This window comes from Agromyces tardus (genome assembly GCF_003710805.1).
In the GTDB taxonomy this organism is placed as follows: Bacteria; Actinomycetota; Actinomycetes; order Actinomycetales; family Microbacteriaceae; genus Agromyces; species Agromyces tardus.
In genome coordinates this window covers 1-24,442 of record NZ_RHHB01000052.1, presented here as the reverse complement: position 1 = coordinate 24,442, position 24,442 = coordinate 1, and the positions used below count along the sequence as shown (strand labels likewise).

The 24,442-nt window shown below is 71.5% G+C and carries 24 protein-coding genes and 1 pseudogene; 22 read left to right on the top strand and 3 right to left on the bottom strand.

Features of this window, described 5'->3' with window-relative positions; genetic code table 11:
* Both EDM22_RS19695 and EDM22_RS16660 read left to right on the top strand, forming a co-directional pair.
* Positions 1-675 (top strand): Lhr family helicase (locus tag EDM22_RS19695; RefSeq protein WP_425455159.1); only part of this gene is annotated, 675 nt, incomplete at its 5' end.
* Entirely contained in the window at positions 662-1,438 is a 777-nt protein-coding gene (locus EDM22_RS16660) for a DNA-formamidopyrimidine glycosylase family protein (protein ID WP_122938209.1), read from the top strand. The genes EDM22_RS19695 and EDM22_RS16660, both read left to right, overlap by 14 nt.
* Positions 1,439-1,471: 33 nt before the next feature.
* Here EDM22_RS16660 and EDM22_RS16655 read toward each other — a convergent pair whose 3' ends face one another.
* Positions 1,472-1,861, bottom strand: coding sequence for a DUF1844 domain-containing protein (locus tag EDM22_RS16655; RefSeq protein WP_122938208.1), 390 nt, complete (start codon positions 1,859-1,861; stop codon positions 1,472-1,474).
* A gap of 255 nt (positions 1,862-2,116) precedes the next feature.
* Here EDM22_RS16655 and infC point away from each other — a divergent pair, with 255 nt between their 5' ends.
* From infC to EDM22_RS16560, 18 genes and pseudogenes are all read left to right on the top strand, one after another.
* A complete protein-coding gene (infC, locus tag EDM22_RS16650; protein ID WP_122938207.1) occupies positions 2,117-2,737 on the top strand; it encodes a translation initiation factor IF-3 in 621 nt (206 codons plus the stop codon).
* Positions 2,738-2,791: 54 nt separating this feature from the next.
* Positions 2,792-2,986, top strand: coding sequence for a 50S ribosomal protein L35 (rpmI, locus tag EDM22_RS16640; protein ID WP_122938206.1), 195 nt, complete (start codon positions 2,792-2,794; stop codon positions 2,984-2,986).
* A gap of 31 nt (positions 2,987-3,017) precedes the next feature.
* Positions 3,018-3,404 carry a 50S ribosomal protein L20 gene (gene rplT, locus EDM22_RS16635; protein ID WP_122938205.1) on the top strand — a complete coding sequence of 129 codons (387 nt, stop codon included), beginning with the start codon at positions 3,018-3,020 and terminating at the stop codon, positions 3,402-3,404.
* 265 nt (positions 3,405-3,669) lie between these two features.
* Positions 3,670-4,470 (top strand): TrmH family RNA methyltransferase, encoded by an 801-nt coding sequence (locus EDM22_RS16630; RefSeq protein ID WP_122938204.1) that lies wholly within the window; start codon positions 3,670-3,672, stop codon positions 4,468-4,470.
* Positions 4,471-4,540: 70 nt separating this feature from the next.
* Positions 4,541-5,329, top strand: coding sequence for an amino acid ABC transporter ATP-binding protein (locus EDM22_RS16625; RefSeq protein ID WP_122938203.1), 789 nt, complete (start codon positions 4,541-4,543; stop codon positions 5,327-5,329).
* A 57-nt stretch (positions 5,330-5,386) separates the two neighbouring features.
* Positions 5,387-6,268 (top strand): glutamate ABC transporter substrate-binding protein, encoded by an 882-nt coding sequence (locus tag EDM22_RS16620; protein WP_122938212.1) that lies wholly within the window; start codon positions 5,387-5,389, stop codon positions 6,266-6,268.
* Positions 6,269-6,344: 76 nt separating this feature from the next.
* On the top strand, positions 6,345-6,992 hold the full coding sequence (locus tag EDM22_RS16615) for an amino acid ABC transporter permease (protein WP_122938202.1): 648 nt from the start codon (positions 6,345-6,347) through the stop codon (positions 6,990-6,992).
* Positions 6,989-7,915 (top strand): amino acid ABC transporter permease, encoded by a 927-nt coding sequence (locus EDM22_RS16610; protein ID WP_122938201.1) that lies wholly within the window; start codon positions 6,989-6,991, stop codon positions 7,913-7,915. Before EDM22_RS16615 ends, EDM22_RS16610 begins: the two co-directional genes overlap by 4 nt.
* Positions 7,916-7,984: 69 nt before the next feature.
* Positions 7,985-9,025 (top strand): phenylalanine--tRNA ligase subunit alpha, encoded by a 1,041-nt coding sequence (gene pheS / locus EDM22_RS16605; RefSeq protein WP_122938200.1) that lies wholly within the window; start codon positions 7,985-7,987, stop codon positions 9,023-9,025.
* A gap of 135 nt (positions 9,026-9,160) precedes the next feature.
* The gene (gene pheT / locus EDM22_RS16600) at positions 9,161-11,686 is read left to right on the top strand and encodes a phenylalanine--tRNA ligase subunit beta (protein WP_122938199.1); all 2,526 of its coding nucleotides are present in this window, start codon (positions 9,161-9,163) and stop codon (positions 11,684-11,686) included.
* A gap of 121 nt (positions 11,687-11,807) precedes the next feature.
* Complete coding sequence (locus EDM22_RS16595) at positions 11,808-12,221, top strand: DUF1801 domain-containing protein (RefSeq protein WP_122938198.1); 414 nt, start codon at positions 11,808-11,810, stop codon at positions 12,219-12,221.
* 238 nt (positions 12,222-12,459) lie between these two features.
* On the top strand, positions 12,460-13,503 hold the full coding sequence (argC, locus tag EDM22_RS16590; protein WP_122938197.1) for an N-acetyl-gamma-glutamyl-phosphate reductase: 1,044 nt from the start codon (positions 12,460-12,462) through the stop codon (positions 13,501-13,503).
* Positions 13,500-14,651 (top strand): bifunctional glutamate N-acetyltransferase/amino-acid acetyltransferase ArgJ, encoded by a 1,152-nt coding sequence (gene argJ, locus EDM22_RS16585; RefSeq protein WP_122938196.1) that lies wholly within the window; start codon positions 13,500-13,502, stop codon positions 14,649-14,651. The genes argC and argJ overlap by 4 nt, the downstream gene beginning before the upstream one ends.
* Positions 14,652-14,653: 2 nt before the next feature.
* A pseudogene (argB, locus tag EDM22_RS16580) lies at positions 14,654-15,598 on the top strand (acetylglutamate kinase); the annotation flags it as partial.
* Between the two features lie 77 nt (positions 15,599-15,675).
* Entirely contained in the window at positions 15,676-16,866 is a 1,191-nt protein-coding gene (locus EDM22_RS16575; protein ID WP_122938194.1) for an acetylornithine transaminase, read from the top strand.
* Positions 16,867-16,901: 35 nt separating this feature from the next.
* Positions 16,902-17,831, top strand: coding sequence for an ornithine carbamoyltransferase (gene argF, locus EDM22_RS16570; RefSeq protein ID WP_122938193.1), 930 nt, complete (start codon positions 16,902-16,904; stop codon positions 17,829-17,831).
* Positions 17,831-19,264 carry an argininosuccinate lyase gene (argH, locus tag EDM22_RS16565; RefSeq protein ID WP_122938192.1) on the top strand — a complete coding sequence of 478 codons (1,434 nt, stop codon included), beginning with the start codon at positions 17,831-17,833 and terminating at the stop codon, positions 19,262-19,264. Before argF ends, argH begins: the two co-directional genes overlap by 1 nt.
* Positions 19,265-19,275: 11 nt before the next feature.
* Entirely contained in the window at positions 19,276-19,884 is a 609-nt protein-coding gene (locus EDM22_RS16560; RefSeq protein WP_122938191.1) for a DNA-3-methyladenine glycosylase, read from the top strand.
* Between the two features lie 34 nt (positions 19,885-19,918).
* On the opposite strand, the gene EDM22_RS16555 is transcribed toward EDM22_RS16560, so the two are convergent.
* Together EDM22_RS16555 and EDM22_RS16550 are read right to left on the bottom strand one after the other, a co-directional pair.
* Positions 19,919-20,518 (bottom strand): hypothetical protein, encoded by a 600-nt coding sequence (locus tag EDM22_RS16555; protein ID WP_212591976.1) that lies wholly within the window; start codon positions 20,516-20,518, stop codon positions 19,919-19,921.
* Positions 20,515-21,153, bottom strand: coding sequence for a DNA-binding protein (locus EDM22_RS16550; RefSeq protein WP_122938190.1), 639 nt, complete (start codon positions 21,151-21,153; stop codon positions 20,515-20,517). Before EDM22_RS16550 ends, EDM22_RS16555 begins: the two co-directional genes overlap by 4 nt.
* 197 nt (positions 21,154-21,350) lie before the next feature.
* On the opposite strand from EDM22_RS16550, the gene tyrS reads away from it, so the two are divergent.
* Together tyrS and EDM22_RS16540 are read left to right on the top strand one after the other, a co-directional pair.
* Entirely contained in the window at positions 21,351-22,652 is a 1,302-nt protein-coding gene (gene tyrS, locus EDM22_RS16545; RefSeq protein WP_122938189.1) for a tyrosine--tRNA ligase, read from the top strand.
* 10 nt (positions 22,653-22,662) lie between these two features.
* On the top strand, positions 22,663-24,090 hold the full coding sequence (locus tag EDM22_RS16540; RefSeq protein ID WP_122938188.1) for a CoA transferase: 1,428 nt from the start codon (positions 22,663-22,665) through the stop codon (positions 24,088-24,090).
* The last annotated feature ends 352 nt before the right edge of the window (positions 24,091-24,442 follow it).

The window sequence follows — 24,442 nt, the reverse complement described above, 5'->3', positions numbered from 1 at the left end:
AGCGCCGCCCGGTCCGCGCCGCCACGCGCCGCCGGCCGCTGGGCGGTGCTGCCCGTGCCGAGCGACGCCGCCACGCCCCGCGCGCACGCGCTCGGCGAGACCCTGATCGAGCGCTACGGCATCGTGACCCGCGGCTCGGTGGTCGCCGAGGAAATCGTCGGCGGCTTCGCGCTCGCCTACCGCACGCTCGCGGGATTCGAGGAGTCGGGGCGCGTGCGGCGCGGCTACTACATCGAGGGCCAGGGCGGCGCGCAGTTCGCGACCACCGCCGCCGTCGACCGGTTGCGCCAGACAACCGAGGGCGGTGCGCTCGCACTCGCGGCGACCGACCCCGCGAACCCGTTCGGTGCCGCGCTCGAGTGGCCGGCGCCGCTCGTCGAGCTCGGGCATCGGCCCGCCCGCAAGTCGGGGGCGGTCGTCGCCATCGTCGACGGCGAAGCCGCGTTCTACCTCGAACGCGGCGGGCGCACGGCCCTCGTCTTCACCGACGACGCCGACGTGCTCGCCCGGGCGGCCACCGCGCTCGCCGACGCGATCGCGCGGGCGCGCGGTGCGCGGTTCCGTGTCGAGTCGGTGAACGGGCAGGGCGTGCACGGCTCGCCCCTCGACGCACCGCTCCGGGCCGCCGGATTCCGCGAGACGCCGAGGGGGTTCCGCTTCGATGCCCGAGGGTGACACCGTCTACGCCGCGGCGAAGCGGCTCGACGAGGCCCTCGCCGGGCAGGTGGTCGTGCGCAGCGACCTCCGCGTGCCCGCGTTCGCCACCGTCGACCTCGCGGGCCGAGTGGTGCACTCCGTGGCAAGTCGCGGCAAGCATCTGCTCATGCGCATCGGCGACGACGTGCTGCACTCGCACCTCAAGATGGAGGGGGAGTGGCGGGTATTCCGGGCCGGAGAACGCCGCCGCCGGCCCGACTTCCGGGTGCGCGCGATCATCGAGACGGCCGACGCCGTGGCCGTGGGCTCCGACCTGGGCGTGCTCGAGGTGTTCCCCGCGAGCGAGGAGGCCGAGCGCATGGCCTACCTCGGGCCCGACCTGCTCGGCCCGGATTGGGACCCGGCGGAGGCCGAGCGGCGACTCGCCGCCGATCCCGGCGCACCCGTCGTCGTCGCCCTCGCCGAGCAGCGCAACCTCGCGGGGCTCGGCAACGTCTACGTCAACGAGCTGTGCTTCCTGCGCGGCATCCGCCCCGACCGGCCCATCGGCGAGGTCGAGCTCGCACCCCTGGTCGCCCTTGCGAGCCGCGTCATCCGGGCCAACCGCGACCGCTTCGAGCGCACGACCACGGGTGACACGCGCCGCGGGCGCCGGCTGTGGGTGTACGGACGTGCCGGCGAGCCGTGTCGTCGGTGCGGCACGACGATCGAGCACGGCCGGTTCGGCCGCAACCCGCTCGAGCTGCGCGACACGTACTGGTGCCCGCACTGCCAGCGGTGACGGATACCGCCGCCCGCGTCGTGGGCACGGGACTCAGGTGACGGGGCCGGTCCACTTCTCGCCGGGGCCCTGGCCGATCGGGTCGGGGATGACCGACGCCTCGCGGAATGCGAGCTGGAGCGACCGCAAGCCGTCGCGGAGCGAGCGCGCATGCATGTCGCTGATCTCGGGGGCGCCCGCGGTGATGAGCCCGGCGAGGGCGTTGATGAGCTTGCGCGCCTCGTCGAGGTCGGTCTGCTCGGCGGGGTCGTCGGCGAGGCCCACCTTGACGGCGGCGGCGCTCATGAGGTGCACCGCGGCGGTCGTGATGACCTCGACCGCCGGGACCTCCGCGATGTCGCGGGTCGCCTCGGCGACGGCCTCGTCGGCGCCCGACACGGTGGCCTCGAGGGTGGACTCGTCTGAACTGTTGCTCACAGACATCCTCTGTTAGACTACTGCGGGCCCGGGGCCAGTCCCCGGTACGAAAGTGGAGATTCTCCCACCCGCGCATACCGCTTCATCAAGGTTACCGGGTCGATTGCACTCCGCTTCCACGGCGCAAGCCGGGGGAGTAGACAGGGTGCCGCAGTGCTTGACGGTGTGATTCCGTGCGAGCCTGCGTGGATCTTCCGCTCTCGTCGACGGGCGGCATCCGCCTCCCGTCGAGCGTCACAGCTCGAGTAGAGGAGAACACGCATCAGCGATCCCCGTACAAACGACCGTATCCGCGTTCCCGAGGTCCGCCTCGTGGGTCCCGGCGGAGAACAGGTCGGCGTCGTGAAGATCGAGGTGGCCCTGCGGCTCGCCCAGGAGGCCGACCTCGATCTCGTCGAGGTCGCACCGAACTCCAAGCCCCCGGTCGCCAAGATCATGGACTACGGCAAGTACAAGTACGAGGCTGCGCAGAAGGCGAAAGAGGCCCGGCGCAACCAGGCGAACACCATCCTCAAAGAGGTCCGGTTCCGCCTCAAGATCGACAAGCACGACTACGAGACCAAGATGAAGCGCGCCGTCGGCTTCCTGAAGACCGGCGACAAGGTGAAGGCGATGATCCTCTTCCGGGGTCGCGAGCAGTCGCGTCCCGAGATGGGCGTCCGCCTCCTGCAGCGCTTCGCGGAAGACGTGGCGGAGTTCGGCACGGTCGAGCACAACCCCACGATCGACGGCCGCAACATGGTCATGGTCATCGCTCCTCTGAAGAACAAGTCCGAGGCCAAGGCCGAGGCGAATGCACAGCGTGCTGCGGCGAAGGCCCGGCCGGCGGCGGATGCCGCGGGCGAGTCCGAGACGCAGACGGCCGAGACCACCGAGGCCTAGGCCAGCACCCCCGTCCGCCACCCGCGTGGCGGCAGAACCAAGGAGAAACACGAGATGCCGAAGCAGAAGACCCACTCCGGGTCCAAGAAGCGCTTCAAGATCACCGGCAGCGGCAAGATCAAGAAGCAGCAGGCCGGTATGCGCCACAACCTCGAGGGCAAGTCCTCCGTGCGCACCCGCCGTCTGAACCAGGACAAGGTCGTGTCGGCCCCCGACGCCAAGGTCATCAAGAAGCTGCTCGGTCGCTGAGCGACGAGACCCGTTAGGAAGAAACAGAGTCATGGCAAGAGTGAAGAGGGCGGTCAACGCCCACAAGAAGCGCCGGGTCATCCTCGAGCGCGCCGAGGGTTACCGCGGCCAGCGTTCGCGTCTCTACCGGAAGGCGAAGGAGCAGGTCACCCACTCCCTCGTCTACTCGTACAACGACCGTCGCAAGAAGAAGGGCGACTTCCGTCGCCTCTGGATCCAGCGCATCAACGCCGCGTCGCGCCAGAACGGCCTGACGTACAACCGCTTCATCCAGGGCCTCGCCCTCGCGGGCATCGAGGTCGACCGCCGCATCCTCGCCGAGCTCGCCGTGAACGAGCCCGCGACCTTCGCGGCGCTCGTCGAGTCCGCCAAGGCGGCGCTCCCGGCCGACACCTCGGCCCCCAAGGCCGCGGCGTAGTCTCCGCATCCGTCGAACGGCCCGGCACCCTCGTGGTGCCGGGCCGTTCGGCGTTCCCGGTGACGCTCGACGGGGGCGGATGCCGCGTGCTCTGCGTCCGACGCGTCTCGGAAGCAGGACGACGCGCCGCGCCGGCATCGGGAACATGAGCTGCGTGCACCTCCGGTGGCTCCGATTCCTGTTCCGGTGACGCTCGACGGGGAGGTACCGCGGTGCGGGCGGGCCGTGGCGGGGGTCGCGGCATCCGGGTTTATAGACTTGCCGCATGCTCGAGAACCCCAGGTCGCCGCGCGTCCGCGCCGTCGCGAAGCTCGCGAAGAAGCCCGCCCGCGTCGAGACCGGGCTGTTCCTGCTCGAGGGGCCCCAGGCCGTCGCCGAGGCGCTGACCTTCCGGCCGCAGCTCGTGGTGGACCTCTTCGCGACGCCGTCGGCGCTCGAACGCCACCCCGACATCGCCGACGCCGCTGCCGCTGCCGACCTCGACGTGGAGTTCGTGACCGAGGAGGTGCTGCACGCGATGGCCGACACGGTCACGCCGCAGGGCTTCGTCGCGGTGTGCCGCCAGTTCCCCACCGCCGTGAAGGACGTGTTCGCGGCGACGCCGAAGCTCGTCGCGATCCTCGAGGAGGTGCGCGACCCCGGCAACGCGGGCACGATCGTGCGCGCCGCGGATGCCGCCGGCGCCGACGCCGTCATCTTCACCGGACGCGCGGTCGACCTCTACAACCCGAAGGTCGTGCGCTCGTCGACGGGGTCGATCTTCCACCTGCCGGTCGCCGTCGGCGCCGAGCTCGACGACGTGCTCATCCGGGCCCGCGCCGCCGGGCTCACCGTGCTCGCCGCCGACGTGAAGGGCGACGACCTGCTCGCGGTGCGACGGGAGGGGGTCCTCGAGCAGCCCACCGCGTGGCTCTTCGGCAACGAGGCGCGCGGGCTCCCCGACGAGCAGCTCGCGCTCGCCGACCGCGTCGTGACGGTGCCCATCTACGGTCATGCCGAGTCCATGAACCTCGCGACCGCGGCATCCGTCTGCCTCTACGAGAGCGCGTTCGCCCAGCGCCCCTGAGGTCACGAAACGGTAACCGCCCCGGCGCGGTCCTATCGCTTTCCTATGAGGCATCCCTAGTTTGGGGGATATGGAGCCGTCCGTACCTGCCCCCGCGACGTCCAACATCTCGGTGCGCCGAGGTGAACCCCTCGTCGTCATCGATCACGTCGACAAGCACTACGGCGACCTGCACGTGCTGAACGACATCAACACGGTCGTGAACCGCGGCGAGGTGGTCGTCGTCATCGGGCCGAGCGGCTCGGGCAAGTCCACGCTGTGCCGTGCGATCAACCGGCTCGAGACGATCGACTCTGGGTCCATCACGATCGACGGCGAGAAGCTGCCCGAAGAGGGAGCCGGTCTCGCGAAGCTGCGGGCCGACGTCGGCATGGTCTTCCAGTCGTTCAACCTCTTCGCACACAAGACGGTGCTCGAGAACGTGACGCTCGCGCCCATCCGGGTGCGCAAGATGGCACGCAAGGACGCCGACGCCAGGGCGATGGAGCTGCTGGAGCGGGTCGGCGTCGCGAATCAGGCCAAGAAGATGCCCGCGCAGCTCTCGGGCGGCCAGCAGCAGCGCGTCGCCATCGCCCGCTCGCTCGCGATGAACCCGAAGCTCATCCTCATGGACGAGCCGACGAGCGCCCTCGACCCCGAGATGATCAACGAGGTGCTCGACGTCATGATCGGGCTCGCCGACCAGGGCATGACGATGATCGTCGTCACCCATGAGATGGGGTTCGCCAGGAAGGCCGCCGACCGCGTGCTCTTCATGGCCGACGGCCGCATCGTCGAGGAGGCGGCGCCCGCGGAGTTCTTCGACCACCCCAAGTCCGACCGCGCGAAGGACTTCCTCTCGAAGATCCTCGAACACTAGGCCTGCGCTGCCACGAGCGGCGGGGAAATCCCGAACGAACACGAGATGAGGCACGACATGAAACGCAGCAGAATCGCACTCGTCGCGGCGGCCGCCGCAACGGCCCTGCTCTTCGCCGGATGCGCCGGCGACGCCGGCAGTCCCGGCGGCGACGGCGCGGAGCCGAGCGTCGAGGCGACGCCCACGTTCGATGCGGACACGACCATGGCCAAGCTCGCCGACGCGGGCACCATCACGATCGGCACCAAGTTCGACCAGCCGCTGTTCGGCCTCGTCGGTCCCGACGGCACGCCCGAGGGCTTCGACGTCGAGATCGGCAAGATCATCGCGGGCAAGCTCGGAATCGCGCCCGAGGACATCAAGTGGGTCGAGACCGTCTCCGCGAACCGCGAGCCGTTCATCGAGAACGGCCAGGTCGACATCGTGGTCGCGACGTACACCATCAACGACAAGCGCAAGGAGGTCATCTCCTTCGCCGGTCCCTACTACATGGCAGGGCAGTCGATCCTCGTGCTCGCCGACAACGACACCATCAAGAGCGAGCAGGACCTCGTGGGGCAGAAGGCGTGCTCCGTGACGGGCTCGACCCCCGCCGAGAACCTCGCGACGCTCGGCGCCGAGCCGGTGCTCACCGACACCTACACGGCCTGCCTCGAGCCCCTGCGCTCCGGCCAGGTCGTTGCGGTCTCGACCGACAACGTGATCCTCGCGGGCCTCGCCGCACAGAACGAGGGCGAGTTCAAGATCGTCGGAGAGCCCTTCACCCAGGAGCCCTACGGCATCGGCCTGAAGAAGGAGGACACCGACTTCCGCATGTGGATCAACGACGTGCTCGAGGAGTCCTACGCCGACGGCACCTACGAAGAGGCGTGGAACAAGACGGCAGGCACGGTGCTGCCGTTCGTCGACCCGCCTGCCGTCGACCGCTACGAGAACTGATCCGAACGGATGACCCGGGGCGGGCGCACCGCGCACCGCCCCGGGGCATCCGGCCCCGCCGACCGAAGGGAGCCATGTGGACGCCGTCATCGAGAACCTGCCGAGGTACCTCGAGGGGTTCGCCATGACGCTGCAGCTCCTGCTCGTGAGCGGCGTCTCGGCACTCGTGCTGGGCACGCTCATCGCGGCGATGCGCATCTCGCCGATCGCGTCGCTGCGCGGGTTCGCGACCGTCTACACCGAACTCGTGCGCAACACGCCGCTCACCCTCGTCATCTTCTTCTGCGCGATCGTCCTGCCCTACCTCGGGTCCCGGCTGCCCTACGAGGTCGCCGCCATGATCGCCCTCTCGATCTACACCTCGCCGTTCGTCGCCGAGGCGCTGCGCTCGGGCATCAACGGCGTCCCGGTCGGCCAGGCCGAGGCGGCCCGCAGCGTCGGCCTCGGGTTCGGCCAGACCGTCGGGCTCATCGTGCTGCCGCAGGCATTCCGCATGACGATCCCGCCGCTCATCAACGTCTTCATCGCCCTCACCAAGAACACCTCGGTCGCGGGCGGGTTCTTCGTCGTCGAGCTCTTCGCCGTCGGACGTGAGCTCGCGAACGCGAACGGCGACGCGGTCATCGCGATCCTCCTCGGCGTCGCCACCCTCTACCTCGTCATCACCATCCCGCTCGGCCTGATCGCCGGGCAGCTCGAACGGAAGTGGGTGGTGCAGCGATGAGCGCTCCGGCCGTGCTCTTCGACGTGCCCGGGCCCAAGGCCCGGCGGCTCTCGCTCACCCTGTCGATCATCGCCGGCACGCTCATCGCCGCCGTACTCGCGTGGGTCATCTGGACCCTCGCCCAGCCGCGCGAGGCCGCGGGCGGGCTCATGCTGCCCGGCTACTTCGACGCGAGTCGCTGGAACATCTTCACGGACCCGCAGGTGTGGCAGTACATCTTCGTCGTCGGCGTGTGGGGCACGCTGCGCGCGGCCCTCACGGCATCGGTGCTCGCCATCGCCCTCGGCATCGTCTTCTCGCTGCTGCGCAGCTCCGCGATTGCGTGGGTCCGGGTCCCCACCGCGGTGGTGCTCGAGTTCCTACGCGGCATGCCCGTACTGCTCATGATGCTGTTCATCCTGCTCGTGCTCAGCACGGGCGCCTTCTGGGCGGTCGTCGCCGCGCTCACGCTGTACAACGGCGCGCTCATCGGCGAAGCGCTGCGGGCGGGCCTCGCGGCGCTGCCGAAGGGCCAGCGCGAGGCGGGGCTCAGCCTCGGCATGCGTCCCCTGCAGTCGAAGATGCTCGTGGAGTTCCCGCAGGCGTTCCGCCAGATGCTGCCGATCATCGTCGCGCAGCTCGTCGTGCTGCTGAAGGACACGTCGCTCGGCTACATCGTCGGCTACGTCGAGCTCATGCGCGTCACGCTCAACCAGCTCCCGAGCTACTACGGCAACCGATACCTCTTCTCGTTCTTCGTCGTGGCGCTCGTGCTCTACCTCACGATGAACCTGACGCTCTCGTGGTTCGCCCGCTGGGTGTCGAGGCGCACCGCGTCGAAGTCGTCGGGCGAGCGGCTCGACCCGGACAACCCGGGCCAGGCGATGCTCCTGGCGCAGGCGAGCGCCGCCGGCAAGCAGGCCGAGGGCGGCGCCGCACCATGACCCGACCGTCGCGCTGACGGACCGGCTCGCACGCGAGCGGTGCGGATCGCACCGGTAGACTCGTCTCTCGTGTCCGAGCCCCTCGAAATCAGCGAACACGCCGTCAACGCGGCCGTCGACGCGGCCCTCGCGGCCATCGCGTCCGCGGGCGACTCCGCGGCGCTCAAGACCGTCCGCACCGAGCACACCGGCGAGAAGTCGGCGCTGGCGCGGCTCAACGCCTCCCTCCGCGACGTGCCCAACGACCAGAAGGCCGCGCTCGGCAAGCTCGTCGGGTCAGCCCGCGGCCGGGTGACCCAGGCGTTCCAGGCGCGCGAGGCCGAGATCGTCGAGGCCGAGGCCGAGGCGCAGCTCGCGGCCGAGGCGGTGGATGTCACGGCGCTGCCGTCGCGATTCACGGCCGGAGCGCGGCATCCGCTCGCCCTGCTGCAAGACAGGGTGTGCGACGTCTTCACCGGCATGGGCTGGGAGATCGCCGAGGGCCCCGAGGTCGAGAGCGAGTGGTTCAACTTCGATGCGCTCAACTTCGACGCCGACCACCCCGCGCGCGCGATGCAGGACACGTTCTTCGTCGACCCGCCCGAGGCGCACCTCGTGCTGCGCACGCACACGAGTCCCGTGCAGGTGCGCTCGATGCTCGAGCGCGAGGTGCCGATCTACGTGCTCGCGCCCGGCCGCGTCTACCGCACCGACGAGTTCGACGCGACGCACCTGCCCGTCTTCATGCAGTTCGAGGGCCTCGCCGTCGACAAGGGCCTCACGATGGCGCACCTCAAGGGCACCCTCGACCACTTCGTGAAGGCGATCTTCGGCGAGGAGGCGAAGATCCGCCTGCGTCCGAGCTTCTTCCCGTTCACCGAGCCCTCCGCCGAGCTCGACTTCTGGCACCCCACCTTCAAGGGCGGCGCGCGCTGGATCGAGTGGGGCGGCTGCGGCATGGTGCACCCCAACGTGCTCCGCTCCGCGGGCATCGACCCCGAGGTCTACACGGGCTTCGCCTTCGGCATGGGCATCGAGCGCGGGCTCATGCTGCGCAACGACGTGCAGGACATGCGCGACATGGCCGAGGGCGACATCCGCTTCTCGCAGCAGTTCGGAATGGTGGTCTAGATGTCGCTCGATGTCACTGCCCGCTCGGGCATCCGCTTCTCGCAGCAGTTCGGAATGGTGGTCTAGATGTCGCTCGATGTCACTGCCCGCTCGGGCATCCGCTTCTCGCAGCAGTTCGGAATGGTGGTCTAGATCATGCGAGTGCCGCTCAGCTGGCTCGCCGAATACGTCGAGCTCGTCCCGGGGTCGACCCCCGAAGACGTGCACGCCGCCCTCGTGAAGGTGGGACTCGAGGAGGAGGACGTGCACACGTTCGACCTCAGCGGGCCCATCGTGGTCGGCGAGGTGCTCGAGTTCGTCGAGGAGCCGCAGTCCAACGGCAAGACCATCCGCTGGTGCCAGGTGCGCGTCGCCCCCGAGGGTGAGACGGCGGCCGACGGCGGCGAGGCCGTGCACGGCATCGTCTGCGGTGCCCGCAACTTCTTCGTCGGCGACAAGGTCGTGGTGACGCTCCCGGGGGCTGTGCTGCCCGGTCCGTTCCCCATCGCGGCGCGCAAGACGTACGGCCATGTGTCCGACGGCATGATCGCGTCGGCACGCGAGCTCGGCCTCGGCGACGACCACGAGGGCATCCTGCGCCTCTCGACGCTCGGCATCGACGCGCCGGTCGGGTCCGACGCCATCGCGCTCCTCGGCCTGAACGACGCGGCCGTCGAGATCAACGTCACGCCCGACCGCGGTTACGCGTTCTCCATCCGCGGGGTGGCGCGCGAGTACGCCCACGCCACGGGTGCGCGGTTCCGCGACCCGGTCGAGCAGTCGAGCCCGGTGGATGCCGCGGTCGACGCGTTCCCCGTCGAGATCCGCGACGAGGCGCCCATCCGCGGCCGCGTCGGCTCGGCGGTGTTCGCGACGCGCATCGTGCGCGGGGTGGACCCGTCGCGTCCGACTCCGGCGTGGATGGTCGCGCGGCTCAAGCTCGCCGGCATCCGCTCGCTCTCGCTGCTCGTCGACATCACCAACTACGTGATGCTCGAGTTCGGGCAGCCGATCCACGGCTACGACCTCGACACGCTCCGCGGCGGCATCGTCGTGCGCCGGGCGAAGCCGGGCGAGAAGTTCACCACCCTCGACGGCAAGGAGCGCACGCTCCACGTCGAGGACCTCGTCGTGACCGACGACCGCGGCCCGATCGGCCTCGGCGGCGTCATGGGCGGCGCGGAGACCGAGATGAGCGACGCCACGCGCAACGTGCTCATCGAGGCGGCGAACTGGGACCCGGTGTCGATCGCTCGCACGGCCCGGCGGCACAAGCTGCCGAGCGAGGCGGCGAAGCGCTACGAGCGCGGCGTCGACCCAGAGATCGCGGGGCCGGCCGTGTCCCGGGTCGCCCAGCTCATGGTCGACCTCGCGGGGGGCACCGCCGACGCGGGCGGCTCGCTCATCCACGAGGCGCCGGCCCGCCAGGCGATCCTGCTGCCCGACGGCTACGTGTCGGGCCTCATCGGCGTCGACTACACCGACGACGAGGTGCACGAAGCGCTCGCCGAGGTCGGCGGTCACGTCACCCGCGTCGACGGCGGGTTCGAGGTCGTGCCCCCGACGTGGCGTCCCGACCTCACCGGCAGGGCCGATCTCGCCGAGGAGGTGGCGCGACTCGTCGGCTACCACCGCATCCCGTCGGAGCTGCCCGTCGCGCCCCCCGGGCGGGGCCTCACGCGTTCGCAGCGCATCCGCCGCGGCGTCGCCGACGCGCTCGCCGCGTCGGGATCCACCGAGGTGCTCGCGTTCCCGTTCGTGTCCGAGGCCGAGAACGCGACCTACGGCAGCGTCGACGGATCGCCCGTGGCGAGCGTGCGGCTCGCGAACGCGCTCGACGCGAGCGCGCCGTTCCTGCGCCGTTCGCTCATCCCCGGTCTCATCGGCGTCGCCCGCCGCAACCTCTCGCGCGGACTCACCGACCTCGACCTCTTCGAGCTCGGGCTCGTCTTCACGCCCGAGGCAGGCCGCAGCTACGGGGCTCCCGAGCTGCCTGTGGGGGCCCGGCGACCCGACGCCGAGACGCTCGCGGCGCTCGACGCGGGCATCCCGCCCCAGCCCCGCCACGTGGGCGTGCTGCTCACGGGCGACCTGGTGCGCAAGCAGCCGGGCCGCGCGGCGGAGCCGGTCGGCATCGCCGACGCGCTCGACGCGGTGCGCCGTATCGCGCTCGCCGCGGGCGCCGAGGTCGAGTTCGTGCAGGGCGCCCATCAGGCGTTCCACCCCGGCCGAACCGCCGAGGTCCGCGTCGGCGGCACCACCGTCGGCTACGCCGGCGAGCTGCACCCGCGCCTCACGGAGCAGGCGGACCTGCCGCGCGTCGTCGCGGTCGCCGAACTCGACCTCGACGCGATCATCGCGGCGACCGAGCCCGCGGTGGAGGCGCGTCCGATCGGCACCCTGCCCGCCGCCACGCAGGACCTCTCCCTCCTCGTCGCGGCCGACGTTCCGGCCGCCGAGGTCGCAGCGGCCGTGCGCGACGGCGCGGGGGAGCTCCTCGAGCACCTCGAACTCGTCGACGACTACCGCGGCCAGGGCGTTCCTGCTGGCTCGAAGAGCCTCACGTTCGCGCTCCGCTTCCGCGCCGCCGACCGCACGCTCACGGCGGCGGAGGCGAGCGACGCGAAGCTCGCAGGCGCTGCGGTGGCGCGGGAGCGCACCGGCGCCGCGATCCGCGAGTAGCGACATCCGTCACGAACCGTCCTGAGGGGCGCACGGCCGACGGAGGCCGCGCGCCCCTCGTTCGCCCGCGCGATCGGTCCGAAGGGGATGTGCCCGATCCGTCCCGGCGGTACCGTGAGTCATGGCCGAAGCGAAGACGAAGCCGACGGGCGCCTCGGTGTCCGAGTTCCTCGAGTCCGTCGAGCCCGCCGGACGTCGAGCCGACGGCCTCGAGTTGCGCGAGCTCTTCGACCGCGTGACGGGCACCGATGCGGTCATGTGGGGACCGTCGATCGTGGGCTACGGCCTCCACCACTTCCGGTACGCGTCCGGCCGCGAGGGCGATTGGATGGTGGTGGGCTTCTCTCCTCGCAAGGCCTCGATCTCGCTCTACGGGCTGCAGACTCCGGGCGCCGAGGAGCTCATCGACCGGCTCGGCCGGGTCAAGCTGGGTGCCGGATGCCTCTGGATCGGCCGGCTCGCAACCGTCGACCGGCACGTGCTCGAGTCGCTCGTCGATCGGGCGTGGGTGCACACGCGCGGCGACGACATCTGACCTGCCGCGCAGCACCCCCGCGGCCGCCGGTTTGCGGCGCCACGCACGGCCCCGGTAGGGTCGCTGCATGTCCACCGCCCGGCCCGCCACCGCAGCACGCGTCCAGCGTGCCGTCGTCGCGCGCGGCCGACGTCGGGTCGAGCGCCGAATCCAGGCGACCCCCGCGGCTCACTGACCTGCCGCGTCGGGCGTCGCCGGAGCCGTATCCCTCGACCGATCAGCCCATAAGGTGGAACACATGACGTACTCCGTCGCCGTCTCCGGCGCGTCCGGCTACGCGGGCGGGGAGCTCCTCCGGCTCCTCGCCGATCATCCCGAGTTCGAGGTGCGCACCGTCACCGCGCACTCGAACGCCGGCCAGCCGCTCACCGCCGTGCAACCGCACCTGCGCAGCTACACGCACCTCACGCTCAAGGAGACGAACGCGTCGACCCTCGCGGGCCACGACCTCGTGTTCCTCGCGCTGCCGCACGGGGCCTCGGGCGCGATCGCGGCCGAGCTGCCCGCCGACACCCTCGTCGTCGACTGCGGCGCCGACCACCGCCTCGAGAGCGCCGCCGACTGGGCGGCGTTCTACGGCGGCGACTTCCACGGAGCCTGGGCGTACGGCGTGCCCGAGCTTCCGCGCCTCTCGGGCACGCAGCGCGATCGGCTCACGCGCTCGCGGCGCATCGCGGCGCCGGGCTGCAACGCATCCACCGTCGCCCTGTCGCTCGCCCCTGGCATCCGCGCGGGCGTCATCGAGGACGCGGATCTCGTCACGGTGCTCGCCGTCGGCCCCTCGGGCGCCGGCCGCAGCCTCAAGGCGCACCTGCTCGGGTCCGAGATCCTCGGCTCTGCCAACCCGTATGCCGTGGGCGGCACGCACCGGCACATCCCCGAGATCCAGCAGGCGCTGCGGTGGGCGGGCGCGGCGAAGCCCACGATCTCGTTCACGCCGGTGATCGTGCCGATGTCGCGCGGCATCCTCGCGACGTCCACCGCTCGGGTCGTTCCCGGCACGGATGCCGCGACGGTCCGCGCCGCGTGGGAGGACGCCTACGCCGGCGAGGCCTTCGTGCAACTGCTGCCCGACGGCCAGTTCCCGCGCACCGCCGACGTGCTCGGCGCGAACACGGCGCTCATGGGCCTCGCCGTCGACGAGGCGGCCGGACGCGTCGTCGTCGTGACCGCCGTCGACAACCTCGTGAAGGGCACCGCGGGTGCCGCCATCCAGTCGGCCAACCTCGCGCTCGGCCTCACCGAGTCCACCGGCCTCCCCGTGAACGGAGTCGCGCCGTGACCGTCACCGCCCCCGCAGGATTCGAGGCCGCCGGCATCGCGGCGGGCATCAAGCGCACCGGCGCGCTCGACCTCGCGCTCATCGTCAACCGGGGGCCGCGCGTGCACGCCGCCGCCGTGTTCACCTCGAACCGCGCCAAGGCCAACCCGATCCTCTGGTCGGAACAGGTCATCCGCGACGGCGTCGTCTCGGCGATCGTGCTCAACTCGGGCGGTGCCAACTGCTTCACGGGCCCCGAGGGCTTCCAGGTCACGCATCGCACGGCGGAGGCGGCGGCATCCGCCCTGGGCATCGCCGCAGGCGACGTGCTCGTGTGCTCCACGGGACTCATCGGCGACCAGCTCGACGGGGAGGTGCTCGAGGAGGGCGTGCTCTCCGCGGCGGCGCGGCTCACGGCCGACGGCGGCGCCGACGCCGCACGCGCGATCATGACCACCGACTCCAAGCCCAAGACCGTCGTGGTCGAGGGCGACGGGTGGCGCATCGGGGGCATCGCGAAGGGTGCGGGCATGCTCGCGCCGGGCCTGGCGACGATGCTCGTCGTGCTCACGACCGACGCCGACCTGCCGAGCGGCGCACTCGACGCAGCACTGCGAGAAGCCACCCGGGTGAGCTTCGACCGGCTCGACTCCGACGGGTGCATGTCGACGAACGACCAGGTGACGCTCATGGCGTCGGGCGCCTCCGGCGTCGTGCCCGAGCTGGACGCGTTCACGGCGGCCCTCGTCGATGCGTGCGCCGACCTTGCCCGGCAGCTGCAGGCCGATGCCGAGGGCGCGAGCCACGACATCGCCATCGAGGTGCGCGGCGCCGTCACGGAGGACGACGCGGTCGAGGTCGCGCGCTCCGTCGCCCGCAACAACCTGTTCAAGGCGGCGATCTTCGGCAACGACCCCAACTGGGGCCGCGTGCTCGCCGCGATCGGCACCACGACGGCGCCGTTCGACCCCTACCTCGTCGACGTGTCGATGAACGGGGTGCGCGTCTGCCACGCGGGGCGTCCCGACCGGCCGCGCGACCAGGTCGACCTGACGCCGCGTGCGACGCACGTGCTCATCGAGCTGCACGCGGGCGACGCGTCCGCAACCGTGCTCACGAACGACCTGACGCACGACTACGTGCACGAGAACAGCGCCTACGCGAGTTGAGCATGAGCGACGGACCAGTGAACGAGACGAACGAGACGAACGAGCGCATCGAACCCGACGACGAACAGGCGGAGGCCACCGCCGCGGCCCGCAAGGCCGCAGCGCTCATCGAGTCGCTGCCCTGGCTGAAGCGCTACCACGGCGAGATCGTGGTGGTGAAGTTCGGCGGCAACGCGATGGTGAGCCCCGAGCTGCAGCGCGCCTTCGCCGAGGACATGGTGTACCTCCGCTACGCGGGCATCCGACCCGTCGTGGTGCACGGCGGCGGCCCGCAGATCTCGGCGATGCTCGAGCGGCTCGGCATCCCGAGCGAGTTCCGTGGCGGCTACCGCGTCACGACCCCCGAGACGATGGACGTCGTGCGCATGGTGCTCACCGGGCAGGTGAACCGCGAGCTCGTTAGCCTCATCAACGAGCACGGACCGCTCTCCGCGGGCCTGTCGGGCGAGGACGCGGGCCTCTTCCGCGGCCGGCGCCGGGGCGCCGTGGTCGACGGCGTCGAGGTGGACCTCGGGCTCGTCGGGGATGTCGTCGAGGTCGATCCCGCCGCGGTGCACGCGCAGCTCGACGCGGGTCGCATCCCCGTCGTGTCGTCGATCGCGCCCGACCTCGAGCACTCGGGGCAGTCGCTCAACGTGAACGCCGACTCGGCGGCGGCCTCGCTCGCCGTCGCGCTCGGCGCGGCGAAGCTCGTGATCCTCACGGATGTTGCGGGCCTCTACCGGGACTGGCCGAATCGCGACTCGCTCGTCTCCGAGATCGACTCGGCCGAACTCGCTGCCCTGCTGCCGACGCTCGAGTCGGGCATGATCCCCAAGATGGCCGCCTGCCTCGAGGCGGTCGACGGCGGCGTGCCGAAGGCGGCGATCATCGACGGGCGCGAGCCGCACTCGATCCTGCTCGAGATCTTCACGCAGACGGGCAGCGGCACCGAGGTCGTGGCGGCCACGGCGCCGGCCGGCTCGCACGACGCGTCGGCCGCCGACGCCGGCCACGCGGCATCCGCCAGAGACGGGGTGCACGCATGAGCGACTGGCAGCAACGATTCGACCGGCGCATCATGCGCTCGATGGGCATGCCGCTCGCGAAGCTCGTGCGCGGTGAGGGCGCGCGGGTGTGGGATGACGCGGGGAACGAGTACCTCGACTTCCTCGCCGGCATCGCCGTGAACTCGCTCGGCCACGCGCACCCCGTGTTCGTCGAGGCGGTGTCGAGGCAGGCGGCCACGCTCGCGCACGTGTCGAACTACTTCATGACCGAGCCCGCGCTCGAGCTCGCCGAGCGGCTCGTGCGCCTCGCGGGCGCAGGCGACCAGGGTCGCGTCTGGTTCGGCAACTCGGGCGCCGAGGCCAACGAGGCCGCGTTCAAGCTCGCCCGCCTCAACAACTCGGGCGGCGCGCGCACCCGGGTGCTCGCGCTCGTCGACGCGTTCCACGGCCGCACGATGGGCTCGCTCGCGCTCACCGGCAAGCCCCACATGCGCCAGGCGTTCGAACCGCTGCCGGGCGGTGTGGAGCACCTCCCCTCGACGATCCAGGCGCTCGAGGCGAACCTCGACGATGCCGTGGCGGCGCTCTTCGTCGAGCCCATCAAGGGCGAGGCTGGCGTCGTCGAGCTGCCCGAGGGCTACCTCGAGGCGGCGCGCGAGCTCACGCATCGGCACGGGGCGCTCCTCATCGTCGACGAGGTGCAGACGGGAGCCGGGCGCACGGGCGAGTGGTTCGCCTACCAGCACGCGGGCATCACGCCCGACGCGATCGCCGTGGCGAAGGGCATCGGCGGGGGCTTCCCGATCGGCGGCATCGTCACGTTCGGCCACGCCTCCGAGCTCTACTCCAAGGGCCAGCACGGCTCGACGTTCGGGGGCAACCCGCTCGCGACCGCCGTCGCCAACGCCGTGCTCGGCGAGATCGAGCGCGCCGGCCTCGTCGACAACGCCGCCGTGCGCGGTGCGCAGCTCCGCGACCGGGTGCTGGGGCTCGGCTCACCGCTCGTCACGGGCGTCCGCGGCCGCGGCCTGCTGCTCGGCGTCGCGCTCGCCGAGCCGGTCGCCCAGCAGGTGTCGGATGCCGCCCTCGCGAACGGCCTCATTGTCAACGCCGCCAACGACGCCACCATCCGCATGGCCCCGCCGCTCATCATCGGCGACGCGGAGCTCGACGAGTTCGATGAGCGCTTCGCACGCGCCCTCGACTCCGTCGCCGCCACCCTCTGACCACTCCTCCGACCCAGAACGGACCCCAGATCCGCATGACCCGCCACTTCCTCCGCGACGACGACATCACCCCCGCCGAGCAGGCCGAGATCCTCGACCTCGCCGAGCAGCTCAAGGCCGACCGCTGGTCGCAGCGTCCGCTCGCCGGCCCGCAGACCGTCGCCGTGATCTTCGACAAGTCGTCGACCCGCACCCGAGTCTCGTTCGCGGTGGGCATCGCCGACCTCGGCGGCACGCCGCTCATCATCTCGACCGCGAACAGCCAGCTCGGCGGCAAGGAGACCCCGTCCGACACGGCACGCGTGCTCGAGCGCATGGTCTCGGCGGTCGTCTGGCGCACCTATGGCCAGGCGGGCCTCGAGGAGATGGCGGCGGGCACCACCGTGCCGGTCGTGAACGCCCTCTCCGACGACTTCCACCCGTGCCAGCTGCTCGCCGACCTGCTCACGATCCGCGAGCACAAGGGCCGGCTCGCCGGCCTCACCGTCACCTTCCTCGGCGACGGGGCGAGCAACATGGCGCAGTCCTACGTGCTCGCGGGCGTCACCGCGGGCATGCACGTGCGGGTCGCCTCGCCCGACGAGTTCGCGCCCGCGGCATCCGTCGTCGCCGACGCCGACCGCATCGCCGCGTCGACCGGCGGCTCGGTGACGCTGTACACGGATGCCGCGGAGGCCGCCGCCGGCGCCGACGTCGTCGTGACCGACACCTGGGTGTCGATGGGGAAGGAGGACGAGAAGGCGCACCGCGTGGCGACCTTCGGGGCCTACCGCGTCGACGCCGAGCTCATGGCCCTCGCCGCACCCGACGCCGTCTTCCTTCACTGCCTCCCCGCCGACCGCGGCTACGAGGTCACCGCCGACGTCATCGACGGTGCGCAGTCGATCATCTGGGACGAGGCCGAGAACCGCCTGCACGCCCAGAAGGCGCTGCTCGTCTGGCTCCTCGCCCGGAAGGACGCGTGATGGCCGAGCAGCACGGCACCAACGAGGGATCGCTCTGGGGCGCCCGCTTCGCGAGCGGCCCCGCGCCCGAGCTCGCGCGGCTCTCGAAGTCGACGCACTTCGACTGGCAGCTCGCCGGCTACGACCTCGCCGGGTCCCGCGCGCATGCGCGGGCGCTCGCCGCAGCCGGATACCTCACGAGCGACGAGCTCGCCGCGATGCTCGCCGGCCTCGACGCGATCGGGGCGAAGGTCGAGTCGGGCGAGCTCGTCGCGGCCGAGTCCGACGAGGACGTGCACGGCGCCCTCGAGGCGGCGCTCATCGCCGAGGTGGGCGCCGACCTGGGCGGCAAGCTCCGCGCGGGGCGCAGCCGCAACGACCAGATCGCGACGCTCGTGCGGCTTTATCTGAAAGACCACGCCGCGGTGATCGGCCACCAGCTCGTGCACCTCATCGACGCGCTCTCCGCGCAGGCCGACGCGCACCGCACGGCGATCATGCCGGGCCGCACGCACCTCCAGCACGCCCAGCCGGTGCTGCTCGCGCACCACCTGCTCGCGCACGCCTGGGCGCTCTCGCGCGACCTCGACCGGCTCGTCGACTGGGTGAAGCGAGCGGATGTCTCGCCGTACGGCGGCGGCGCGCTCGCGGGGTCGACGCTCGGGCTCGACGCGGCATCCGTCGCCCGCGACCTGGGCCTCGGCGCGCCGGCGGAGAACTCGATCGACGGCACCGCGAGCCGCGACGTCGTCGCCGAGTTCGCGTTCGTCGCGGCCATGATCGGCATCGACCTGTCGCGCATCGCCGAGGAGGTCATCCTCTGGAACACGCGCGAGTTCGGGTTCGTCACCCTCGACGACGGCTACTCGACGGGGTCGTCGATCATGCCGCAGAAGAAGAACCCCGACATCGCCGAGCTCGCCCGCGGCAAGTCGGGCCGGCTCATCGGCAACCTCACCGGGCTCCTCGCGACGCTCAAGGCGCTTCCGCTCGCCTACAACCGCGACCTGCAGGAGGACAAGGAGCCCGTCTTCGACTCGGTCGAGACGCTCGAAGTGCTGTTGCCCGCGTTCACGGGCATGATCGCGACGCTGACCTTCCACACCGAGCGCATGGCGGCACTCGCCCCCGCGGGCTTCTCCCTCGCCACGGATGTCGCGGAGTGGCTCGTGAAGCGGCACGTGCCGTTCCGCGACGCCCACGAGATCACGGGCGCGCTCGTGCGCTACGCCGAGGAGCACTCGCTCGAGCTCGACGAGGTCGACGACGACGCGCTCGCGGCGATCTCGCCGCACCTCACGCCCGACGTGCGTTCGGTACTCTCGATCGAGGGCTCGGTCGCGAGCCGGAACGGCATCGGGGGCACCGCTCCCGACCGGGTCGCGCACCAGTTCGCGGCGCTCGCCGATCGTGTGCGGCTCCTCGTCGCGGGGCTGCCCGGCGGGGCCGACTGACGGTCGGCGAGGTGGTCGCCGTCGCGCGCGAGTGGTTCGCGCGCGACTCGGTCGAGCTCGCGCCGCTGCTGCTCGGCGCGGTGCTCGCGCACGACACTGAGCAGGGCCGCGTCGCCCTGCGGATCTCCGAGGTCGAGGCGTACCGCGGCGTCGGCGAGGATCCCGGTTCGCATGCGTTCCGGGGCATGACGAAACGCAACGCCGTGATGTTCGGTGAGGCCGCCCACCTCTACGCGTACTTCACGTACGGCATGCACGTCTGCATCAACGTCGTGGCCGGCGTCCCGGGCATGTCGTCGGCGGTCCTCCTGCGCGGCGGCACGATCGTCGAGGGGCTCGAGCTCGCGCGAGCGCGCCGCCCCGCGGCATCCGACCGGGATCTCGCCCGCGGCCCGGCGCGGCTCTCGCTCGCCTTGGGCGTACCACTCGCCGCGAGCGGCGCCGACCTGCTCGCGGCGCCGTTCTCGCTGCACGTGCCTGCGTCGCCCGTGGAGTTCGCGGCCGGCCCGCGCACGGGCGTGAGCGGCGCCGGCGGGGGAGCGGCGTTCCCCTGGCGGTTCTGGATCCCCGGCGATCCGGGCGTCTCCGTCTATCGTCGGCACGCGCGCTCGCACGACTGAGCACGGCCGCGAGCGCTCGGCGTCCGGACGCCCGTCAGCGGATCGCGAGATGCACGGCGAGCCCGGCCGCGCACGCCCAGATGAGGCTCGCGAACGTGCCGATGATGAAGCGCTCCCGCGCCTCTGCGGCGTCGAGCTCGGTGAACCGGCCCACGCCCTTGACGGCGACGACGATGGCCAACCCCTCGGGGAACCCGGCGATGATCGATCCCGCGGTGGCGACGCGCTCGAGCACGCCGATCGTGAGGCCGCCGCGCAGCACCTCGCGGCGCGCTCCGGGGGCGACGGACTGGGCGTCGCCAGGGACCTGACGCGCGGGCACGAGGATGCCGCCGTGCAGGCCCGGTGCCACGTCGCCGCCCATGGCGAGGTTGAGCGCGGTGGTCGCCGCGGGGCCGCCGCCGAACACCGCGACGGCGAGCCCGAGACCGCCGACGAGTGCGCCGAGCCCCGGCGGCACGACGTCGGGGGCGGATGCCGCGGCGACGACCGCGATGCCGAGCGCGCCGGTCGCGAACCAGAGCACGACCGGGCGCGGCTTCAGCCAGGCCAGCACCGAGAGCACCGTCGCGGCGCCGAGGCCGAACACGAGGGCGGACCAGCTCAGCACGGTGGCGAGGTACACGGTGTTCACCTGGCTCCTTCGGCGTCGTCGTCGGCCGCTCGGCCGAGGTCTTCGAGCAGCCTAGCGAGGGCCGGTGTCACGTCGAGCTCGGCACGCAGGCTCGCCGCCTTCGCGCGCGCGGAGACCGCGGCGGGGGAGATGCCGAGGCGCTCGGCCGCTCCCTTCTGCGGCAGGCCGTCGCGCAGCAGGTCGTAGAGCTCCCAGCCGGCGTCGGACCGACGCTCGCGAAGCACGAGGAGGAGGGTCACGAGCGACTCGGCATCGGCCGCACGCGTGCGGACGTCATCGGACGCGTGCTCGTCCACCGCGAGGGCGAACCGCTGCGGGCGCCCTTTCGCCGCGGTGACGGCCTCGCGGGCGGCGTAGAACGCCGGTCCGGTGGCCTCGACCACGGCTGCGGGCAGCGGAGTCCGTACGGGGCCGACGCCGACGCCGACGCTCCAGCGGCCCTCGCGCGTGAGCTCGAGCACGACGTCGAGCGTTGCGGCGGGGTCGGTGAGCAGGAGCTGCAGCTCGTCGCCGCCCGAGCGGCCGACCGGTGCCCGCAGATGTCGTCGGTAGGCGGCGTCGAGGCGTTCCTTCGCGCGCCCGACGATGTCGGGCGTGGTTCGGCTGTCGACCTGGTCGGCGGTGATGACGAACATGGTGCGCCTCCGTTCAGCCTGTACGCTTCATCTGCCAGCAATCAAGTTATCAGACTTGAGTCGGTTGAATCAACCGTCCACGCTTGATCGAGCGGCCCCCGCCAGGTCCCCGGAGACCCGCCCAGCGCGGCCCCGACGCGCTTCGGGCGCCCCGACCGGCGCCGGAGCCGGCTCCGCACCGCTGGTACCCTTACGGGGTGTCCGACCCCGTGATCCTCGCATCCCAGCAGAATGACGCGACCTTCGACGATGTCTGGGAGGAGCTCCTCTGGCGCGGCCTCGTGCACGTCTCGACCGACCAGGCCGCCCTCAAGGAGTTGCTCGCCGGCGAGCCGATCACGTACTACTGCGGATTCGACCCGACGGCACCGAGCCTGCATCTGGGCAACCTCGTGCAGCTGCTCGTGCTGCGCCGCATCCAGCTCGCCGGCCACAAGCCGCTCGGCCTCGTGGGCGGTTCGACCGGCCTCATCGGCGACCCCCGTCCCACGGCCGAGCGCACCCTCAACACCAAGGAGACGGTGGCCGACTGGGTCGAGCGCCTCGAGGTGCAGGTGAGTCGCTTCCTCTCGAGCGAGGGCGACAACGCCGTGCGGCTCGTCAACAACCTCGACTGGACGGCCGGGCTCAGCGCCATCGACTTCCTGCGCGACATCGGCAAGCACTACCGCATCGGCACCATGCTCAAGAAGGACGCGGTGGCCTCGCGCCTCAATTCCGAGGCCGGCATCAGCTACACGGAGTTCAGCTACCAGATCCTGCAGGGCTTCGACTTCCTCGAGCTCTACCGCCAGTACGGCTGCGTCCTGCAGAGCGGTGGCAGCGACCAATGGGGCAACCTCACGAGCGGTACCGATCTCATCCACCGCGTCGAGGGCGTGCACGCGCACGCCATCGGCACGCCGCTCATCACGAACTCCGACGGCACGAAGTTCGGCAAGAGCGAGGGCAACGCGATCTGGCTCGACGCCGAGATGTGCAGCCCCTACCGCTTCTACCAGTTCTGGCTCAACACCGACGACGCCGACGTGATCTCCCGGCTCAAGGTGTTCACCTTCCTGAGCCGCGCGCGCATCGAGGAGCTGGAGGAGCTCGTCGAGCGCGAGCCGTTCCGCCGCGAGGCGCAGAAGGTGCTCGCGCACGAGGTCACGACGCTCGTGCACGGGGCGGATGCAACGGCGGCGGTCATCGCGGCATCCGAGGCCCTGTTCGGGCGGGGTGATCTCGCCGCGCTCGACCCCGACACCCTCGAGGCGGCGCTGCGGGAGCTCCCCAACACGACGACGTCGCCCGACGCGCCCGTCGCACAGCTGCTCGTCGACACGGGGCTCGTCTCGAGCGTGAGCGAGGGCCGTCGCGCGATCGCCCAGGGCGGCGTGTCCATCGACAACGTGCGCATCGACGACGAGACGGCGACGATCGAGGGCCGTGTGCCGCCCGGCGGCATGGCGGTGCTCCGACGGGGCAAGAAGACGCTCGCGGGCGTCTTCGTGCAGTAGGGCGCCGAGCATGGCCGGGGCAGGGTTCGACCGTCTGCTCCGGCGTGCGTGGTCGGAGCTCGGCCGCGACGCGGATGAGCTCGCCGCGCTCGGAGATGTGCCGGTGGCCCCGTTGCCCGCCCGCCTCGACGTGTCGGGCCTGGCCGTTGCATCCGTCGCTGCGGCGAGCCTCGCGGCAGCCGCCACCGGGTCGGGCGCTGATGCACAGCGGGCCGAGCGGATGCCGCGGCTGCACCTCGACGGCAATCGCATCGCCACCGCGTTCTCGAGCGATCGGGTGCTGCTCGTCGACGGCGAGCGGCCCGACGTCTGGGCGCCGCTCTCGGGATTCCGGCGGACCCGCGACGGCTGGGTGCGCACCCACGGCAACTACCCCCACCACGCGGCGGTGCTCCGCCGGGTGCTCGGTCTCGGCGCCCACGCGGATGCCGCGGCGATCGACGCCGCGTTCGCCGCCCGCGACGGCGCCACCCTCGCCCACGACGTCACCGTCGACGGCGGCATGTGCGTCGTCGTCGCCCGCGAGGACCCGGCTCGTGATGCGGAGCTGTCGGCCGCACCGCTCATCGACGTGGGCCGACACGCGAATGCCGCGCCCGCGCGACGTGCGCTCGTGGCGGTCGACCGGGCCCGGCCGCTCGCCGGCCTCCGCGTGCTCGACCTCACGCGCGTGATCGCCGGACCGGTGGCCACGCGCACCCTCGCGCTGCTCGGCGCCGACGTGCTGCGCATCGACCCGCCGACGCCGCCCGAGATCCCCTGGCAGCACCTCGACGGGGGAGCGGGCAAGCGCTCCGCCATCCTCGACCTGCACGACCCGCGCGACGCCGCCCGGTTCGACGAGCTCCTCGCCGAGGCCGACGCGATCGTGCTCGGCTATCGCCCGTCGTCGCTCGAACGACTCGGGCTCGACCCGTCGACGCTCGCGGCGCGGCATCCGGGACTCGTCGTCGCGCAGCTCTCGGCGTGGGGATTCGGCGCGGGCGACGCGGAGCGCGGCGGGTTCGACAGCCTCGTGCAGGCGGCGAGCGGGATCGCGTTCGTGGAGGGCGCGGCCGATGCACCGGGTGCGCTGCCGGTGCAGGCCCTCGACCACGCCACCGGGTACTTCCTGGCGGCCGCGGTCGTCACGCTGCTCGAGCGACAGGCGCGCGAGGGCGGCTCCTGGTCGGCGCGGATGTCGCTGCGCCGCACCGCCGCCGAGCTCCTCACGATGCCGCGCACCGCTGAGCCGACACCGTCTCGGGCGCTCGACGACGCGGGTCGCGCGGCGCACACGACGGCGCTCACCGCGGGACCCGGCACTGTGCGGATCGCGCTGCCCGCGATCTCCTACGACGGGGCGGCGCGGGAGTGGCCTGAGGCGCCGCATCCGTGGGGATCGGACACCCCCGGATTCCGCGGAAACAAGCGCGACACGCCCGGGATGCAGCCCTGAGTTGCACGCCCCCCGGGATCCACGTAAAGTAATCACTCGTTGCCCCACAGGAGCGAAAAGCGAGAGAGTTCAGCAGAACCCCGCTCATCGGCCTCAAGCGGTGATGATCCCAAGCTTTCGAAGACAGTGTCTTCCTCTGCTTGAAGCATTCGGATACGTCCCTCGGGATAACCGGATGGAAACGAACAAGACAAGCTCCGGTTGATCGGCTTCCGAGTCGTGAGCCGGGTGCGTCCGTTCCTTGAGAACTCAACAGCGTGCACTATGTTCAATGCCAATTTTTGAACCCTGTCCCTTGCCTTTTGGTGGGGGTGGGATTCCTTTGGATTGATGGACAGTCAGTATTGATTGT

Coding starts and splice junctions, on each gene's coding strand:
- EDM22_RS16660 (WP_122938209.1), top strand. CDS start 662: ATGCCCGAGGGTGACACCGTCTACGCCGCGGCGAAGCGGCTCGACGAG.
- EDM22_RS16655 (WP_122938208.1), bottom strand. CDS start 1,861: ATGTCTGTGAGCAACAGTTCAGACGAGTCCACCCTCGAGGCCACCGTG.
- rpmI (WP_122938206.1), top strand. CDS start 2,792: ATGCCGAAGCAGAAGACCCACTCCGGGTCCAAGAAGCGCTTCAAGATC.
- rplT (WP_122938205.1), top strand. CDS start 3,018: ATGGCAAGAGTGAAGAGGGCGGTCAACGCCCACAAGAAGCGCCGGGTC.
- EDM22_RS16630 (WP_122938204.1), top strand. CDS start 3,670: ATGCTCGAGAACCCCAGGTCGCCGCGCGTCCGCGCCGTCGCGAAGCTC.
- EDM22_RS16625 (WP_122938203.1), top strand. CDS start 4,541: ATGGAGCCGTCCGTACCTGCCCCCGCGACGTCCAACATCTCGGTGCGC.
- EDM22_RS16620 (WP_122938212.1), top strand. CDS start 5,387: ATGAAACGCAGCAGAATCGCACTCGTCGCGGCGGCCGCCGCAACGGCC.
- EDM22_RS16610 (WP_122938201.1), top strand. CDS start 6,989: ATGAGCGCTCCGGCCGTGCTCTTCGACGTGCCCGGGCCCAAGGCCCGG.
- pheT (WP_122938199.1), top strand. CDS start 9,161: ATGCGAGTGCCGCTCAGCTGGCTCGCCGAATACGTCGAGCTCGTCCCG.
- EDM22_RS16595 (WP_122938198.1), top strand. CDS start 11,808: ATGGCCGAAGCGAAGACGAAGCCGACGGGCGCCTCGGTGTCCGAGTTC.
- argC (WP_122938197.1), top strand. CDS start 12,460: ATGACGTACTCCGTCGCCGTCTCCGGCGCGTCCGGCTACGCGGGCGGG.
- EDM22_RS16575 (WP_122938194.1), top strand. CDS start 15,676: ATGAGCGACTGGCAGCAACGATTCGACCGGCGCATCATGCGCTCGATG.
- argF (WP_122938193.1), top strand. CDS start 16,902: ATGACCCGCCACTTCCTCCGCGACGACGACATCACCCCCGCCGAGCAG.
- argH (WP_122938192.1), top strand. CDS start 17,831: ATGGCCGAGCAGCACGGCACCAACGAGGGATCGCTCTGGGGCGCCCGC.
- EDM22_RS16550 (WP_122938190.1), bottom strand. CDS start 21,153: ATGTTCGTCATCACCGCCGACCAGGTCGACAGCCGAACCACGCCCGAC.
- EDM22_RS16540 (WP_122938188.1), top strand. CDS start 22,663: ATGGCCGGGGCAGGGTTCGACCGTCTGCTCCGGCGTGCGTGGTCGGAG.